This window comes from Skermanella aerolata KACC 11604 (assembly GCF_000936425.1).
Classification (GTDB): domain Bacteria; phylum Pseudomonadota; class Alphaproteobacteria; order Azospirillales; family Azospirillaceae; genus Skermanella; species Skermanella aerolata.
Window position 1 is genome coordinate 53,624 of sequence record NZ_AVFK01000006.1, and the last position, 16,801, is coordinate 70,424.

The following is a 16,801-nucleotide window of genomic DNA, read 5'->3' on the forward strand; positions in this document are numbered from 1 at the left end:
GATACGGCGGGCGACGGCAGGAACGACGATCCGATTGCGGACGGGAGAGCATGGGCAAGCTCCTGACACGCATGACCGGCTGGATCGCGCCCCGGTTCTGGACGAAACGCCTCGTGGCGCGGTCGGCCAGGGCCGAAGCCCGCGGCGACCACCGCAAGGCGGTCAAGGGTTTCATGACCGCCGCCGAGCGGGGGGATCCGGAAGCTCGGGTCCGGCTCGCGACGCTGCTCCGTCTCGGGCGGGGCGTGCGCCGCAATCTGGCCGACTCGGCGCACTGGTGCCGGCTGGCCGCCGAGGCCGGCCACCTGCGCGCGCAATACGAACTCAGCCTGATGCTTGCCCTTGGCTCCGGCAAGGGCAGCCACGACGATGCCGAAACACGCTGGTATCAGGCGGCGGCTCAAGCCGACCAGGCCGCGGCCGACCGGCATTTCCGGCTGATGTATCCCAACGGGCTGCGCCTCGAACGCAACCTGCCGGAAGCGGTCCGCTGGGCGACCGTGGCGGCGACCAGCGGCCATCCCAAGGCGCAGGCTCTGCTGGCGTCCTTCTATCTCGATGGACGGGGGGTGGACCGGGACCTCGGTCAGGCCGGACGGTGGTTCGGCGCAGCCGCCGGCCAGGACGAACCGGCGGGCCATCTCGGCCTCGGCCTCATGGCGCGGCAATCCGGCGACTTCGCCACCGCGGCGGAGCATTTCCGCTTTGCGGCGGAAGCCGGGAACGCCCGCGCCAGTTGCGAACTGGGAGACCTCCACAGGACCGGCCATGGCGTACCGCGCGACTGCGCGAGCGCCCTCGGCTGGTTCCGCCAGTCGGCGGAAGCGGGCTACGCCCAGGGGCAGTACAGGCTTGGACTGGCGTACCTCGAGGGTGAGGGAGTGGACCGCTCCCCGGACACCGCCGAAACCTGGCTCCGCCGGGCCGCCCTTCAGGACGACATCGCCGCGATGATGGCGCTGGGACGCCTCCACGCCGATACCCAGGGCGGCGTCGCCGACACGCGCGAGGCGGAGACCTGGTTCCGGAAAGCCGCCGGTCGGGGCAGTACCTCGGCGATGATGGCGCTCGGCCGGATCATGGCTTCCGGTGGACCGGGCCGTCCGAAGGAGCCGGAGGAAGCGGCGCTGTGGTTCCGGCGTGCGGCCGAAGCCGGCCATGCGGGAGGGCAGCTGATCCTGGCGCGCCTGCTGCTTGCCGGCCGCGGCATCCCGGCCGACCCGGCCAAAGCCGTCCTGTGGCTGACGCGAGCCTCCGGGCAGGACAATGCCAACGCGCAGTACGAACTTGGACTGCACCTTGAGCAAAACGGCGGCGAAGCGCCGGAGGGGATGGATGCCGTGGACTGGTTTCGCCGGGCGGCGGAACTCGGCCATCCGGAAGCTCAGGCGCGTCTCCGGCTCCTCGACGGCCTCCCCGATGCCGGATAGCCCGTTCCCCCCGTGTTGCAGGCGGCACTCAGCCGGCGGCGATCACCGCCCTGATCTCCCGCAGCACCAGCTCGATGTTTTCCGGACTGAGGAAGGAGAGCGGCATCGCCGTGGAGATCGCGGTCGTCGTTCCGCCGCCCCGTTCCCGGATCGGTACGGCGATCCCACCGCAACCGGGGATGATCTCGCCAAGGTCGAGGCCGTACCCCGTCTCGACCGCACGGCCGACCATCCGGTGGACCATGTCGAGATCGACGTTGCGCTGGACGAAGCGGTCGATATTGGCCTTGAGGATGAAGTCGCGGGTGCCCGCGTCCTGCATCGCGAGGATGCTGGCGCTGCCCGGCCCCAGCCCCATCGGCAGGCGTCCGCCGACTCCGTTGGTCAGCGCCTGGATCGGTGCCGTGCCCATCTGCATGTCGAGGACGACGGCATCCGTGCCAGCGCGCTCCATCAGGTAGATACAATGGCCCAGGCGCTCGGCCAGCGCCATCAGGGCCGGACGCCATTTGCGGACCTTTTCCGCCGCGGTGTTCTGGCGGCATGCCAGCGCATAGATCGAGGGGCCGAGCCGATAGTTGCCCCGGTTCTGCGACTGCTCGACGAAGCCGTGCTTCGCCAGCGCCATCAGGGTGCGGTGGACGGCGGGTTTCTGCTCACCCATGCGGCCCGCGATGTCCTTCAGAGCAAGCCCTTCGGAACCTGCTTCTCCCAGGACCAGCAGTACCGAGGCCGCACGTTCGGCATTTGTCGATGAACTAAGTCCCGTCATGTTCTAATTATCCGAACAGAGTTCTTTCTATACTCTGATAATAAGAATTCTATTGACCGGCAAGCGGAAACGCGATGAGCTTGGGCCAGCACCGGAACTGGCAGGAAGCTCCCAATACTCCATGGCTTTCCTGCCGACCTATTCCCCGCTGCTCAAATAAGAGGTAGATCCTGTGCAGGTTTACCCTCTGATGAACGTGAGGGGTCATGAATCAGAGAGACATTGAGTACTTCGTAAAGGTAGTCGAAGCCGGGAGCTTTTCTCAAGCAGCTATCAAGCTTGGCAAGACTCAACCTGTGCTGAGCCGGCATGTCCGCGATCTGGAGACGGATCTGCGTGTCTCATTACTTTACCGGAACGGGCGCGGCGTCGTCCTGACCGAAGCCGGCGAGCGGCTTTACGCCCGCGCCACCGCCATCCTCGAGCAGCTTGCCGAAGCCCGCAGCGAAATGCTCAACCTGTGCAAGGGCGGCATCGACAGCGCCGCCATCGGGATGCCGCCCAGCGTCGCCCGCGTCCTCACGGTACCGCTCGCTCGCACCGTCTATGCCAGATTCCCCGATATCAAGCTGCGCTTCACCGAGGCCTTCAACGTCCATCTGCTGGAATGGCTATCCAGCGGAGCCATCGACCTCGCCATCCTCTACGCCAACGAAGCGACCCAGCGGCTCAACGCCGAACCGCTGATGACCGAGCGGATGCACCTGATCGCCCCGGCGGAGCGCGGCTGCCTGCCGCCACAGACGCCGGCCGCGGCTTTGGCCGAGCTTCCCCTGGTGCTGCCGAGCCGCCACAACGGGTTGCGCCAGCAGGTCGAAACCTGGGCCACCCGCCAGGGACTGCACCTGAACATCCGCGCCGAATGCGACTCGATCTCCTCCATGCTGCGGCTGGTCGAGGGCGACATGGGCCACACGATCCTTCCCGCAAGCGCCGTCCAGGCCGAGCTGGAAGCGGGAAAGCTGGTCAGTTCGCTGATCGTCGAACCTTTCCTGGAGCGCTCGCTGGTTCTGGCCATCCCCAGCAACCGAAGCGTCACGTCCGGCATGGGCGAGCTGGCGCGCCTGGTCAAGCGTCAGGTGCGCGCCCTCGGCACGCCGGCGGAACCCGTCTTCGCCCCGCCGCCGAAGGCAGCGCCTGAAATCCTGATGACCGCCTGAAGACTGGATAACATTCATGACCGATGTCGTCGTCGTCGGCGCCGGGATCAGCGGAGCCGCGAGCGCCTACGAACTTGCTAGGCGGGGCTTCCGTGTGACCTTGCTGGACCGCTACTCGCCGGCCGCCATGGCGTCGGGCTGGACGCTCGCCGGCGTCCGGCAGTCGGGCCGCCATCCCGCCGAACTGCCGCTGGCGACCGCCGCCGTTCAGCGCTGGGCCGGGCTGGCCGATGAACTGGAGGGCGAAACCCGCTACCGCCGCAACGGCAACCTCCGCCTCGCGCGGACCGCCGAGGAAGTGCCCGTCATCCGCAGCCTGGTCGAGCAGCAGTCGGCCGCCGGACTGGACGTTGCGCTGCTCACCGACACGGCCGATATCCAGGCCGTCGCTCCCGCAGTGTCGGACCGGGTCATGGCCGCCTCCTGGTGCCCCAGCGACGGCTCCGCCGATCCGCGCGCGACAGTGCTCTCCTATGTCGCGGCTGCGCAAAGATTGGGCGTCGAGATGCGGTTCGGCGAACAAGTGCGCCGGATCGAAACCGTCGAAGGCCACGTCACCGGTATCGCCACCGATGCCGGCATGATCGCAGCAAGCCACGTCGTCGTCTGCGCCGGCATCTTCGGCAACGAGCTGCTCGAACCGCTCGGGCTGGCCGTGCCCCTCCAGGTCCCGATGGTCACCGTACTCCGCTCGGTCCCGATGCCGGCGGCGCTGGGACCGGTGATCGGCGTCGCCAACGCCGACTGCGCCGGACGGCAGGAAGTTGACGGCCGTTTCCGCGTCACCAGCGGCCTGGAAACATGGCATGGCGACATCGATCACGATGGACCGAGACCGGCGGTACGTCCGACCATGCGCAGCATCGCCGAGGTGGTCCGCCTGTTCGGCGAGGTGGTCCCCGCCTTCAAGGACGCCCGCATGGACGAGACATGGGCCGGCCTGATCGACCTGACGCCCGACGGCCTTCCCGTGATCGACTCGCCGGCCGGGTTGGACGGCCTGACCGTCGCCATGGGCTTCTCCGGGCACGGCTTTTGCTTAGGTCCCGTGACCGGAACGATCGTCGCCGACCTCGTGGAAACGCGGCGGACGCCATTCCCGATCACTCCCTTCGCCCTCGACCGCTTCACCGATCGCAAGCAGGTCGCCTTCGAACCCCTGAGCCTGCACGGCTGAACCGACCAGCCGCGCATTCCATCAACAATAAGACGCAAAACCGGACCAAGCGGAAGAGACACCAAAACAACCGCATCCGGCACTTCTTCCAGACAGGGAAGGTTATCCGTGAAGAACTTTCAGCTCATCCTCTGTACCGCCCTGCTCGCAGGTCTACTCGGCAGCACCGGCGCCCATGCCCAAGGCACCCATCTCCGCATCGCGGCGGCCGGCAACGATCTCGGCACGCTCGACCCCCATCGCGCCACGGCGACGCCGGATATCGGGGTGGTGTCGATGATCTTCAACGGCCTCGTCCGCATCACGCCGGGCAAGGCCAACCCCGAGGCGGTCGAGCCGGATCTGGCGACGAGCTGGACCAGTTCCGACGATAAGCTGTCCTGGACCTTCACCCTGCGCGACGACGTCCAGTGCCACGGTGGCGGCAAGCTGACCGCCGACGATGTCGTCTATTCGCTGAAGCGCGCGGCATCCAAGGACAAGTCCAGCTTCTTCGCCGAATATTCCGCCTTCCAGGCGGTCGAGGCGGTCGATCCGAAGACCGTCAAGATCACGCTGTCGAAGCCGGTGCCAGGATTGCTGGGACTGCTGGTGCCCTACCACGGCGGCAACATCGTCTGCAAGGCGGCGGCCGAGCAGGCCGGCGACGGCTTCGCCCGCAAGCCGGCCGGGACTGGACCGTTCGAGTTCGTCGAATACCAGCCGCAGCAGTTCGTCAAGCTGAAGGCGAACGAGGCCTATTTCCGGGGATCGCCGCAGATCAAGGAAATCACCTACCGCTACATCCTGTCCGACGCCAGCCGCGACCTGGCCTATCAGTCCGGCGAGATCGACCTGTCCTACGGCCGGCAGGACGACAACTGGATCAAGCGGATGCGCCAGCTTCCCAATTCCAAGGTCGGCGTCTTCGGACCGGGCGAGCTGTACAACGTCCACCTCAACATGACGCAGAAGCCGCTCGACGACGTCCGTGTCCGGCAGGCCATCGCCCATGCCGTCCAGCGCCCCGCGCTCGCCAAATACAAGGGGCAGGAGATCGCGCGCGAAGCCGACAGCGTCGTACCGCAGGGCTATCTGGGCCACGAGAGCGTCGGTTTGGCCGACTACAGCCCCGACAAGGCGAAGAAGCTGCTGGCCGAGGCGGGCTATCCCGACGGCGTCACGATCAACGCCATCCAGACCACTCTGCCCTCCATGATGAACACGATGCAGGCTGTTCAGGCGCAGTTGAAGGCATCCGGCATCACGCTCAACCTGGCCCCGGTCGATCACCCGACCTTCCATTCGCAGATCCGTCAGGACCTGTCGCAGGTCGTGCTCTACGCCGCCGCCCGCTTCCCGGTCGCCGACACCTACCTGACGCAGTTCTACGAATCCGATGCCATCGTCGGCAAGCCGTCCGCCGTCACCAACTTCTCCCATTGCGGCGTCGCCGACGCGGAGATCAAGGCCGCCCGGACGGAGACCGACGCCGACAAGCAGAAGGCCCTGTGGGCCGAGGCCCAGCGCAAGATCGTCGATCAGGTCTGCTCGGTCCCGGTGTTCGAAATGCTCCAGGCCTGGGCCTGGAAGGAAAGCCTGGACTTCGGCTACCCGGTCGAAGGCTCGCTCAGCCTGATCCCGCCGGTCACCGAGAAGACCCGCTTCGTGAACTGACCTCCGCATCCAGGAACCGAAAATCCAGGAACCGACAATGACAGCCTTCATCCTGAAGAGGATCGGCTTCGCCGTCATCACGCTGTTCGCGGTGCTCACGCTGGTCTTCTTCATCGTGCGGGTGCTGCCCGGCGACCCGGCCTCCGTCGTGCTGGGCGATCAGGCGAGTGCCGCCAGCATCGAGGCCATGCGCCAGAAGCTCGGCCTCGACCAGCCGATGGTGTTCCAGTACCTCGATTTCCTGGGCGGCGTGGTCCGGGGCGACTGGGGCGTCTCGATGGCGACCGGCAGGCCGGTGGTGGCGGAAGTCCTCAACGTGCTGCCCTACACGATCGAGTTGACGGTAGCGGCGCTGATCCTCGGCCTCGCCTTCGGCGTGCCCATGGGCATCTGGGCGGCGGTCAACCGCAACCGCATTCCCGACTACCTGACGCGCATCGTCTCGCTGCTGGGGCTGTCGGCCCCGGCCTTCGTCTCGGCGGTGATCCTGCTCCTGCTGTTCGCGATCCAGTTCCGCTGGTTTCCGGTGATCAGCTCGGGCCAGGACACCAGTCTGGGCGGCAAGCTGCGCGACTTGGCGCTGCCCGCCGTCAATCTAGGCCTGATCATGGCGGCCTACATCACCCGCGTCACGCGGTCGGCCATGCTGGAGGTGCTGAGCCAGGACTACGTCCGGACGGCGCGGGCCAAGGGCGTCCCGAACAACGTCGTGGTCTGGCGGCACGCCTTCCGCAACTCGTTGATCCCGGTCGTCACCGTCGTCGGTCTCTACCTCGGCATCCTGATCGGCAATTCGGTGCTGACCGAGATCGTCTTCAACCGGCCGGGCCTGGGCAAGCTGATCGTCGGGGCGCTGGGGCAGCGGGACTACACGATGCTTCAGGGCATGATGGTGATCTACACCTTCATCGTCGTCGTCGTTAACCTCCTCACCGACCTCGTCTATGGGCTGGTCGATCCCAGGGTGCAGTACCGATGACCGGCAGCACGGAGAAACGCATGGCCCCCGCCCGCTTCGGACAATCGGAACTGGGCGCCGTCGCGACGATGGCGTGGCGCGCCACCGCCCGCGCCTTCCGGATGAACGCCACGACATCTATCGGCGCCATCGCGCTATTGATAATCGTCCTGTCGGCGCTGCTGGCGCCCTGGATCGCCCCCTACGATCCGCTCGAGCAAAACATCCTCGAATCGCTCCAGCCGTCGTCGGCCCTGCACTGGCTCGGCACCGACTATTATGGCCGCGACACCCTGTCGCGCATTCTGTATGGCGCGCGGCTGTCGCTGCTGATCGGATTGCTGTCGATCCTGCTGGCGGTGGTGGTCGGCACGCTGATCGGGCTGGTTTCCGGCTATTTCGGCGGCAAGCTGGACATCGTCATCATGCAGGTGATGGACGTGATCCTGGCGTTCCCGTCGCTGATCCTCGGCCTGATCCTGGTCGCGATGCTGGGCGCCAGCGTCACCAACCTGATCCTCGCCATCGCCTTTACGGCGATTCCCGCCTTTGCTCGCATCGCGCGGGCGCCGACGATTGCCCTGCGGGAGCGGGAATTCGTCCAGGCCGGGCGGGCGCTGGGTTATTCCGACAGCAGGATCATGTTCCGCCACCTGCTGCCCAACATCGTCCCCGACGTGCTGGTGATGGCGTCGCTCTGGATGGCGACCGCCGTCCGGGTCGAAGCCTCGCTCGCCTTCATCGGTCTCAGCGTCGCACCGCCTACGCCTACCTGGGGCGGCATGGTGCGCGAGGGCTTCGAGAACATACTCGATAGCTACGCGCTGGCCCTGTTCCCCAGCCTCGCGGTGCTGATCCTGGTGCTGGCCCTCAACCTGATCGGCGACGGCTTGCGCGACGCGATCGACCCCAATCTGAGGACCGAGTCATGACCGGAACCGTGGAACCGGTGCTAGCCGTCGACGGACTGCGGATCGAGTTCGGCGGGCGAAGCGTCGTCGAGGACTTAAGCTTCTCGGTCGATGCCGGCGAGACCGTCGCCGTAGTCGGCGAATCCGGCTCCGGCAAGAGCGTCACCGCCCTGTCGATCCTGCGCCTGCTGCCGTCCACCGCCCGGATGAGCGGTAGCATCCGGCTTGCCGGCCGCGACCTCCTGCCGCTGTCGGAACCGCAGATGCGGGAAGTCAGGGGCGGTCAGGTCAGCATGATCTTCCAGGAGCCGATGACTAGCCTGAACCCCGTCCTGCCCGTCGGTTTCCAGGTCAAGGAGGCGCTTCGCTACCACAGCCGGGGCAGCGACAAGGACTGCGAGGCGGAGGCGCTCCGCCTGTTCGACCGCGTCCGCATCCCCGACGCCAAGCGCCGCTTCAACCAGCACCCGCACACCTTCTCCGGCGGCATGCGGCAGCGGGTCATGATCGCGATGGCTCTCGCCTGCCGTCCCAAGCTGCTGATCGCGGACGAGCCGACGACGGCCCTGGACGTCACGGTCCAGGCCCAGATCCTCGACCTGCTGCGGGACTTGCAGCGGGAGACGGGAACCGCCGTCCTGTTCATCACCCACGACATGGGCGTGGTGGCTCAGATCAGCGACCGCGTGCTGGTGATGCGGCACGGCAGGCTGGTCGAAAGCGGCACGGCGGAGAGCGTCTTCGGCGCACCCCGGCACCCTTATACGAAGATGCTGCTGGCGGCGGTGCCGCGCCTGGGCGACATGGCGGGTTCGACCGGACCGCGCCGCTTCGGCGAGGCCGCCGCCGGCACCAAGGCCCCGAAACTCGAGCGTAAGCCGATCCTGGAAGTCCGCGATCTCGTCACGCGCTTTCCGGTCAAGGGCGGCTTCTTCAACCGGACGGTCGGCAATGTCCACGCGGTCGAGCGCGTCTCGTTTACGGTACGGGAGGGCGAGACCCTGGCGCTGGTCGGCGAGTCCGGCTGCGGCAAGTCCACGACGGGCCGCAGCATCCTGCGGCTGGTCGAGCCTGCCGCCGGTTCGGTCCGCTTCGACGGGGAGGACATCCTGAAGCTGGACAAACGGGCGCTCCAGGCGGCGCGGCGAAAGATCCAGATGATCTTCCAAGACCCTTTCGGCTCGCTCGACCCGCGCCAGACGGTCGGCTCCGCCATTGCGGAACCGATGCTGCTGCACGGCATCGCGAACAAACGCGAAGTCCGCGACAAGGTGGCCTATCTGCTCCAGCGCGTCGGGCTGGAACCCGTCCACGCCACCCGCTTCCCCCATGAATTCAGCGGCGGCCAGCGGCAGCGCCTGTGCATCGCGCGTGCCCTGGCGCTTCAGCCGAAGCTGGTCATCGCGGACGAGGCAGTGTCGGCCCTGGACGTCTCGATCAAGGCGCAGGTGATCGACCTGCTGCTCGACCTTCAGGACGAATTCAACTTGGCCTACCTGTTCATCAGCCACGACATGGCGGTGGTCGAACGGGTAAGCCACCGGGTCGCCGTGATGTACCTGGGCGAGATCGTCGAGATCGGCCCCCGCGCCGACGTCATCGGCAACCCGCGCCACGACTACACCCGCCGATTGCTCGCCGCCGTTCCGGTCCCCGACCCACGTCGCCGGACACTTGACCGCGCTCCCCTCGGCGAGGAGTTGCGCAGCCCGATCCGGCCCCTGAACCACACGCCGGATGCGCGGAACTTCATCGAAGTGACGCCGGGCCATTTCGTTCAGGCCAGCGTTTGACCTGAAAGAACCGATGGAGGAATCGTTGAGCCAGACAGTTTCGTGGGGCGTCCTGAGCACCGCCAAGATCGCGCGCGAGAAGGTGATCCCCGCCATGCAGCGCGGCACACTGAGCCGCATCGACGCCATCGCGTCGCGCGACGCCGTCAAGGCGGCCGAAACGGCGGCGTCCCTTGGCATTCCCAAATCCTACGGCAGCTACGAGGAGCTGCTGGCCGACCCGGACATCCAGGCCGTCTACAACGCCCTGCCCAACCACCTCCACGTGCCCTGGACCCTCAAGGCGCTGGAAGCGGGCAAGCACGTGCTCTGTGAAAAGCCGGTTGCCCTGTCGGCAGCAGAAGCCGCCGAGATCACCGAGGCGCAGGCCCGCACCGGCCTCGTCGTGGCCGAAGCCTTCATGGTGCGCCACCATCCGCAATGGCGGCGTGCCCGCGAGATCGCCGCGAGCGGCAGGATCGGCGAGGTTCGCGCAATCCAGACCTTCTTTTCCTACTACCTGACCGATCCGGACAACGTCCGCAACAAGGCCGATATCGGAGGCGGCGCGCTGTACGACATCGGCTGCTACGCCATCTCGACGGCGCGCTACATCTTCGGCGCGGAACCGGAGCGCGTCGTGGGCCTGATCGACCGCGATCCCGTGATGCTGACCGACCGGCTGACCAGCGGACTGGCCGAGTTCCCCGGCAACCGGCACCTGACCTTCTCCTGCGCCACCCAGCTCGTTCCGCATCAGCGGGTGACGATCAGCGGCACCAAGGGACGGATCGAGGTCCAGATCCCCTTCAATCCCACACCCGCTCAAGCGACGCGCCTGCTAATCGACGACGGCACCGATCTGGCCGGCAGCGGCATCGAGGTCGAGGAGTTTCCGCCCTGCGACCAGTACACGCTCCAGGGCGACGCCTTCTCCCGCGTCGTGCTGGGCCAGGAGGAACTGCCGCACTCGATCGGCGACGCCGTCCTCAACATGCGCGTGATCGACGCCTTTTTCCGCTCGGCCAAGGCCGGCGCCTGGGAGCAGCCATGACTGTCAACACCACCCGCCGCGTCGCCCTGATCTCCGGTGCCAATCGCGGCATCGGCCTTGCCGTCGCACTCAAGCTCGCCGAGTCCGGCTGGTCGCTCAGCCTCGGCGTGCGTGATCCGGCGAAACTGACACAGGTCCCCGGCGGTGCCGACACCCTGGTCCATCGCTTCGACGCCACCGATCCGGCTTCGGAAAAGGCTTGGACCGAGGCGACGGCCGAACGCTTCGGCCGGATCGACGCCGTGATCGCCAATGCCGGCATCATGATCCCCAAGACGGTGATCGAAGCCGACGACAGCGATATCGACGCACTCATGCAGGTCAACGTCAAATCGCCGATGCGGCTGGTCCAGGCGGCATGGCCCTTGCTGACGGCGTCGGGCAAGGGACGCGTCATCACCATCGCGTCGCTCTCGGGCAAGCGGGTGAAGAGCGCCAAGTCCGGCACCTACGCCATCAGCAAGTTCGCCGCCATGGCATTGACCCACTCGATCCGTCAGGCCGGCTGGGACCAGGGCATCCGCGCCACCGCCATCTGCCCCGGCTATGTCGCGACCGACATGTCCGCACCCCTAACCGACCGCCCGCCGGAGGACATCACCCAACCCGAAGACATCGCCCGCATCGTCGCCTTCGTCCTCGACCTACCCAATACATCGAGCATCACCGAAGTCCCGATCAACTCGACGCTGGAGGAGATGTTCTAAAAAAGGCCGAGCGGCCCGCTAACAAGCGGGCCTTAGCCTCTTCAAGCCGCCTTCGTCGTCCCGCGCAGGAAGCGTTCGTAGCGGAAGGGGGTCGGGTCGGCGATCGGGACGTCTCCCGTCACCAGATCGGCCGCCATACGGCCGGTCCCCGGCCCCAGGCCGAAGCCGTGGCCGGACATGCCGCTGGCGATCACCAGACCGGGCACGCCAGGGACGTGGGAGATTACGGGGACGGCGTCCGGCATCACGTCGACCAGTCCGCCCCAGCTTTCCACAATTTCCATGTTCCGGAAGGCGGGGAAGTTGCGGGCGAGGTTGACCTTGGCTTCCTCCAGAATCGAGTCCACCGGCGCCGGGTCGAGCACGCGGACTGTTTCGAACGGCGTCTTCTGGTCCAATGTCCAGCGCTTCGGGATCTGCCATTCCTCGATGAAGCGGCCGTTGACCCTTAGCCGAAGCTCGTGCCACTGCTTCCGCAAGGCCGGCAGGAAGTCGAAGAACAGGCGGAAGCTGTCGGGCACGATCGGAGCGACGTTGGCGCCGCGTTGCGCCACCGTATAGCCGCCGTCCAGCCTGCGGCGGAACGCGAAGTCGGAAGCGCCGACCGCCTGCGACGGCACGCCGTCGAGTGGCTTGGTCCGCATCACCGATCCCAGGATCTTGAGCTGCGGGAACGTCACCCCAATGTTGCCGAGGAACAGCCGCGACCACGCTCCCCCCGCCACCACGACGGTATCGCAGGCGATCGTCCCCTTCTCCGTCACGGCGCCCGACACTTTGCCGGCCGATGTCTCGATCCCGCGCACGGCGCAGCCGGTCAGGATATAAGCGCCCATCCGGCGGGCGGCGGCGGCGATGGCGGGGGCCGCCTTCTGCGGCTCGGCGCGGCCGTCGCTGGGCGTGTAGAGCGCTCCCTTCCACTTGCGGGCGGAACCGGGCAGCAGCTTGTCGACCGCGTCGGGGCTGAGCAGATGGCTATCGAGCTGGTAGGGCCGGGCGTGCTCCAGCCATTCCTCGTGGCGGGCGATGTCGTCCTGGGTTTCGCACAGGTAGACCACGCCTTCCTTGCGGAAGCCGGTCTCGCCTTCGACCCGCGTGTTCATTTGCTCCCAGAACCGCAGGCTCTCGATCGCCAGCGGGATTTCGGCGACATCGCGGCCCATCTTGCGGCACCAACCCCAGTTGCGGCTGGATTGCTCGCCGGCGATATGCCCTTTCTCGCAGAGCGCCACCGAGACGCCCTTCTCTGCCAGGAACATCGCGGTGCAGACGCCGACGATGCCGCCGCCGATGATCACGACATCAACGCGCTTGGGAATGACCTGATCTGTTTCGATTTGATCGATACGGGGTGCCATGATTTGGCGATTTCCTCGATTATGCCGGAAAGCGGAAGAACTTGGTCGGAACCGGTCAGCCGATGTCGTGCCGGATGCAGGCGACGCGGTGAGCGGGGTCACCCCGCGCTTCGAGCGCCGGAACCACTCCGGCGCAGGCCTCGATCGCGCTGGGGCAGCGGGTCCGGAAGACGCAGCCGGAGGGAGGGTTGGCGGGGCTGGGCGGTTCGCCGCGCAGCACGACGCGCTCGCGCCGGGATGCGGCGTGGAGGCTGGGCGCCGCCGACAGCAGTGCTCGGGTATAGGGATGATGCGGGGCGGAGAAGACGGCTTCGACCGGTCCTTCCTCCATCACCCGGCCGAGATAGAGCACGACGACGCGGTCGCACAGGTGGCGCACCACCGGCAGGTCGTGGCTGATGAACAGCATCGCCAGACCCATCCTGGCGCGCAGATCGGCGAGCAGCGCCATGACCTGCGCCTGGACCGAGACGTCCAGCGCCGATACCGGTTCGTCCGCGACCAGGAAGTCCGGATCGGTCGCCAGCGCCCGCGCGATGGCGACGCGCTGGCGCTGGCCGCCGCTGAACTGACGCGGCGTCCGGTCGGCATGGTGCGGCTCCAGCCCTACTCGCCCCAGCAGTTCCACCACCCGCTCGCGGCGCTGGTCCTTCGGCACGATGTTGTGGATGGCAAGCCCGTCCTCCACCTGCGAGCCCACCGTCCGCCGAGGGTCGAGGCTGGAATAGGGGTCCTGGAAGACCATCTGCATGCGGCGGCGGAGCGCCCTTCGGCGCTTGTCGTCGAGAGTGGCGAGGTCGTCGCCGTCGAACGTGATCCGCCCGGCGCTGAGGTCCATCAGCCCCAGCATCAGCCTGCCGATCGTGCTCTTGCCCGACCCGCTCTCTCCTACCAGCCCGACCGCCTCGCCGCGCGACAGCGAGATCGAGACGTCGCTGACCGCCTGGATCGAGCGGCTTCGGCGGAAGAACCCGCCGCCGTGGAACGACCGGCTCATGTTGCGGCCTTCGATCAGACTGTTCGTCATGGAAAGACCGTCCGTCATAGGGATGCCCACCGGATGCAACGGGATGCCCGGCCAGGACCGATGTCGAACAGCGGCGGCCGGGTCTTGACACAGGTATCGATGCTCTTGTCGCAGCGCGGGGCGAACACGCAGCCGGCCGGCAGGTCGCCTGGCACCGGCACGGTCCCTGGGATGCCTTCGGGAGCCGGTCCGTCGTCCTTCGGCGCACTGCGCAGCAGGGCAGCCGTATAGGGGTGGCGAGGATCGGCGAAGATCTCGGCCGTTGGCCCTTCCTCCAGGATCTCGCCCGCGTACATGACGGCGACCCGGTCGGCGATCTCCGCCACCACCGGCAGGCTGTGGGTGATGAACAGCAACCCCAACCCGCTGTCGCGCTTCAGGGAGGCCAGCAGATCCAGCACTTGGGCCTGGATGGTGACGTCCAGCGCAGTCGTCGGCTCGTCCGCGACCAGCAGGCGTGGACCGTTGGCGATCGCCATCGCGATCATCACCCGCTGCCGCATGCCGCCGGACAACTCGTGGGGGAACGCCTTGGCCCTGCGCTCCGGGTCAGGGATGCCGACGTTGCGGAGCAGCGTCACCGCCTGGGTCGTGGCGGCCCGGCGGGAGACCGGGCGATGGGCACGGATCGCCTCCGCGATCTGGGACCCGACGCGGTGGACCGGGTTCAGGCTGCTGCCGGGGTCCTGGAAGATCATCGCCATCCTGTCGCCAAGCAGCTTCCGCAACTCAGCCGCCGGCAAGGCCAGCAGGTCCTTGCCCTCCATCGTGGCGGTGCCGCCGGAGACTTCCACGCCGGCTGGCACCATGCCGATGGCCGACAGGCTCATCAGCGACTTGCCGGACCCGCTCTCGCCGACGATCGCCAGCGTCTCGCCTTCACGGACATGGAACGAGACGTCCCGCACCGCCAGCTTGCCGTCCCCAGGGTCGCCGATGGCGACAGTCAGTCCCCGCACGTCCAGCACGGTGCCCGGCTCGGCCGGTTCCGGTACAACTGGAGCCGCGACGCGGCGGAACCGCGAGAACCAGGAAGCGCGCCGTGCAGCCGGATGGGGATCGAGCACGTCGCGCAGGCCGTCGCACAGCGCGTTCATCGCCAGGATGGTCACCGTTAGCGCCAGACAGGGCCACAGCAGCAGGAGCGGCGCCTGGACCATCGTGCCGCGTGCCGCCCCGATCATCAGCCCCCAGCTTGGGGCCGGAGGGACCACGCCTAGCCCCAGGAACGACAGCCCGGATTCCAGGACCACAGCGGATGCCGCTGCCAGACTGAACTGGACCAGGACGGGGCCGGCGATGTTGGGCAGGATCGTCCGCGTCATGATCCGCAATCGTCCCGCCCCCAGCACCTTCATCGCCGTGACGTATTCATGGCCGCGCACCGACAACACGCCGGCATAGGCGACGCGGGTGAAACTGGGCAGATAGACGATGGCCAGCACCGGGATCAGCGTGCTCGCCCCCGGTCCCAGCAGCGTCACCACCAGCAGCGCCAGCAGCAGCGGCGGGAAGCACAGGACCACGTCCATCGACCGGACGGCCAGCAGTTCCGCAACACCCCTGACATAGCCGCCGACCAGACCCAGGATCGTGCCGATGACGCAGGCTATGGCGGCGGCGGCGAAGGCGATGCCGAGCGAGGTCCTAGCACCCCAGATCAGGCGCGACAGGACGTCCCGGCCATACTCGTCCTGACCCAGGGGATGGGCCGCCGAGGGTCCCGCCAGCCGGTGCGCCACGTCCATCGCGACCGGATCGGCCAGCCCGATGACAGGGGCGGCCAGTGCGGCCAGCACGATCAGGCCGACGGCGACGATGGGAAGCCAGGGCAGCCGCCTCATCCGTGCCTCACCCGAGGGTCGAGCACCGCGTAGAGGACATCGACGACAAAGTTGAGGGTGACGAACAGGATGGAGATCACCAGCACGACGCCGACCACGGCCGGATAGTCGCGCCCGTTGACCGCATCGACCAGCAGCCCCGACAGTCCCGGCCAGTTGAAGACGTATTCGACCAGCACGGTGCCGCCCAGCAGCGTTCCCAGGTTGAGCGCCAGGACGGTGACGACGGGGATCAGCGCGTTCCGCAGGATGTGCCGCGTCAGGATGCGCCGGAACGACAACCCCTTGGCCCGCGCCGTCCGGACATAGTCGCGCAGCGTCACTTCAAGCACGGCGCTCCGCGTCACCCGGAACATGGTCGCCGAGAGGCCGACCGCGATGGTCCCCGCCGGCATCAGCAGCAGGATCAGATGCTGCGCAGGGTCCTGGGAGAACGGGACGAAGCCGCCCGCGGGCACCAGCCGAAGCGACTGGGCGAACACCAGGATCGCCACCGTGCCGACCACGAAGACCGGCACCGCCAAGCCCAGCCCGGCCAGCGCCGAGGCGATCCGGTCGAAGGCTCCGCCGGCGCCGACCGCCGCCAGCGTCCCGGTCGAGACGCCGACCAGGACGCTGATCAGGGCGGCTGCCCCTATCAGTTCCAACGTGCGCGGCAGGCGTGTCGCGATCTCTCCTGCTATCGGCGCTCCATCCATCATGGAGTATCCGAGATCCCCCCGCAGCAGGCCCGCCATGCTGTGAAGGTACTGCTCCAGCACCGGCCGGTTCAGGCCGAGCTGGTCGCGCAGATCCTCGACGATGGCGGGATCGGGTGCCGCCCCTCCCTGCGACAGCAGAAGTTCCGCCGGGTCGCCGGGCACCAGATATATCGCCAGGAAGACGATGGTGGCGACCAGCCAGACCAGCAGCACCGAGATGCCGAGACGCTTCACAAACCATTCCATGCATCGACCTCCGTTCCATCGACCTCCG

At 67.3% G+C, this 16,801-nt stretch carries 14 protein-coding genes; 9 read left to right on the plus strand and 5 right to left on the minus strand.

Going from position 1 to position 16,801, the window contains the following annotated elements; all coding sequences use genetic code 11:
* Positions 1-50: 50 nt before the first annotated feature.
* Positions 51-1,430 carry a tetratricopeptide repeat protein gene (locus tag N826_RS09640; RefSeq protein WP_044428085.1) on the plus strand — a complete coding sequence of 460 codons (1,380 nt, stop codon included), beginning with the start codon at positions 51-53 and terminating at the stop codon, positions 1,428-1,430.
* A gap of 28 nt (positions 1,431-1,458) precedes the next feature.
* Here N826_RS09640 and N826_RS09645 read toward each other — a convergent pair whose 3' ends face one another.
* A complete protein-coding gene (locus N826_RS09645; RefSeq protein ID WP_052830980.1) occupies positions 1,459-2,202 on the minus strand; it encodes an IclR family transcriptional regulator in 744 nt (247 codons plus the stop codon).
* A 206-nt stretch (positions 2,203-2,408) separates the two neighbouring features.
* On the opposite strand from N826_RS09645, the gene N826_RS09650 reads away from it, so the two are divergent.
* The 8 genes from N826_RS09650 to N826_RS09685 all read left to right on the plus strand — a co-directional run bounded on the left by N826_RS09650 (position 2,409) and on the right by N826_RS09685 (position 11,597).
* Positions 2,409-3,362: a LysR family transcriptional regulator gene (locus N826_RS09650; RefSeq protein ID WP_084720630.1), complete on the plus strand. Its 954-nt coding sequence runs from the start codon at positions 2,409-2,411 to the stop codon at positions 3,360-3,362.
* Positions 3,363-3,378: 16 nt separating this feature from the next.
* Positions 3,379-4,539 carry an NAD(P)/FAD-dependent oxidoreductase gene (locus N826_RS09655; protein WP_044428087.1) on the plus strand — a complete coding sequence of 387 codons (1,161 nt, stop codon included), beginning with the start codon at positions 3,379-3,381 and terminating at the stop codon, positions 4,537-4,539.
* 108 nt (positions 4,540-4,647) lie between these two features.
* Positions 4,648-6,195 (plus strand): ABC transporter substrate-binding protein, encoded by a 1,548-nt coding sequence (locus N826_RS09660; RefSeq protein ID WP_211099247.1) that lies wholly within the window; start codon positions 4,648-4,650, stop codon positions 6,193-6,195.
* Between the two features lie 37 nt (positions 6,196-6,232).
* Complete coding sequence (locus tag N826_RS09665; RefSeq protein WP_044428090.1) at positions 6,233-7,174, plus strand: ABC transporter permease; 942 nt, start codon at positions 6,233-6,235, stop codon at positions 7,172-7,174.
* A complete protein-coding gene (locus tag N826_RS09670; protein WP_244619497.1) occupies positions 7,171-8,085 on the plus strand; it encodes an ABC transporter permease in 915 nt (304 codons plus the stop codon). Before N826_RS09665 ends, N826_RS09670 begins: the two co-directional genes overlap by 4 nt.
* Complete coding sequence (locus N826_RS09675; protein WP_147040373.1) at positions 8,082-9,857, plus strand: ABC transporter ATP-binding protein; 1,776 nt, start codon at positions 8,082-8,084, stop codon at positions 9,855-9,857. Before N826_RS09670 ends, N826_RS09675 begins: the two co-directional genes overlap by 4 nt.
* A gap of 25 nt (positions 9,858-9,882) precedes the next feature.
* Positions 9,883-10,890 carry a Gfo/Idh/MocA family protein gene (locus tag N826_RS09680; protein WP_044428500.1) on the plus strand — a complete coding sequence of 336 codons (1,008 nt, stop codon included), beginning with the start codon at positions 9,883-9,885 and terminating at the stop codon, positions 10,888-10,890.
* Entirely contained in the window at positions 10,887-11,597 is a 711-nt protein-coding gene (locus N826_RS09685; protein WP_044428093.1) for an SDR family NAD(P)-dependent oxidoreductase, read from the plus strand. Before N826_RS09680 ends, N826_RS09685 begins: the two co-directional genes overlap by 4 nt.
* 41 nt (positions 11,598-11,638) lie before the next feature.
* On the opposite strand, the gene N826_RS09690 is transcribed toward N826_RS09685, so the two are convergent.
* The 4 genes from N826_RS09690 to N826_RS09705 are packed head-to-tail and all read right to left on the minus strand — an operon-like array spanning position 11,639 to position 16,773.
* Positions 11,639-12,955, minus strand: a complete 1,317-nt coding sequence (locus tag N826_RS09690; RefSeq protein ID WP_044428096.1) for an NAD(P)/FAD-dependent oxidoreductase — start codon at positions 12,953-12,955, stop codon at positions 11,639-11,641.
* A gap of 55 nt (positions 12,956-13,010) precedes the next feature.
* Positions 13,011-13,982: an ABC transporter ATP-binding protein gene (locus tag N826_RS09695; protein WP_044428502.1), complete on the minus strand. Its 972-nt coding sequence runs from the start codon at positions 13,980-13,982 to the stop codon at positions 13,011-13,013.
* A gap of 14 nt (positions 13,983-13,996) precedes the next feature.
* Positions 13,997-15,826: a dipeptide/oligopeptide/nickel ABC transporter permease/ATP-binding protein gene (locus tag N826_RS09700; RefSeq protein WP_044428099.1), complete on the minus strand. Its 1,830-nt coding sequence runs from the start codon at positions 15,824-15,826 to the stop codon at positions 13,997-13,999.
* Positions 15,823-16,773, minus strand: a complete 951-nt coding sequence (locus N826_RS09705) for an ABC transporter permease (protein ID WP_044428100.1) — start codon at positions 16,771-16,773, stop codon at positions 15,823-15,825. The genes N826_RS09700 and N826_RS09705 overlap by 4 nt, the downstream gene beginning before the upstream one ends.
* Between the last annotated feature and the right edge of the window lie 28 nt (positions 16,774-16,801).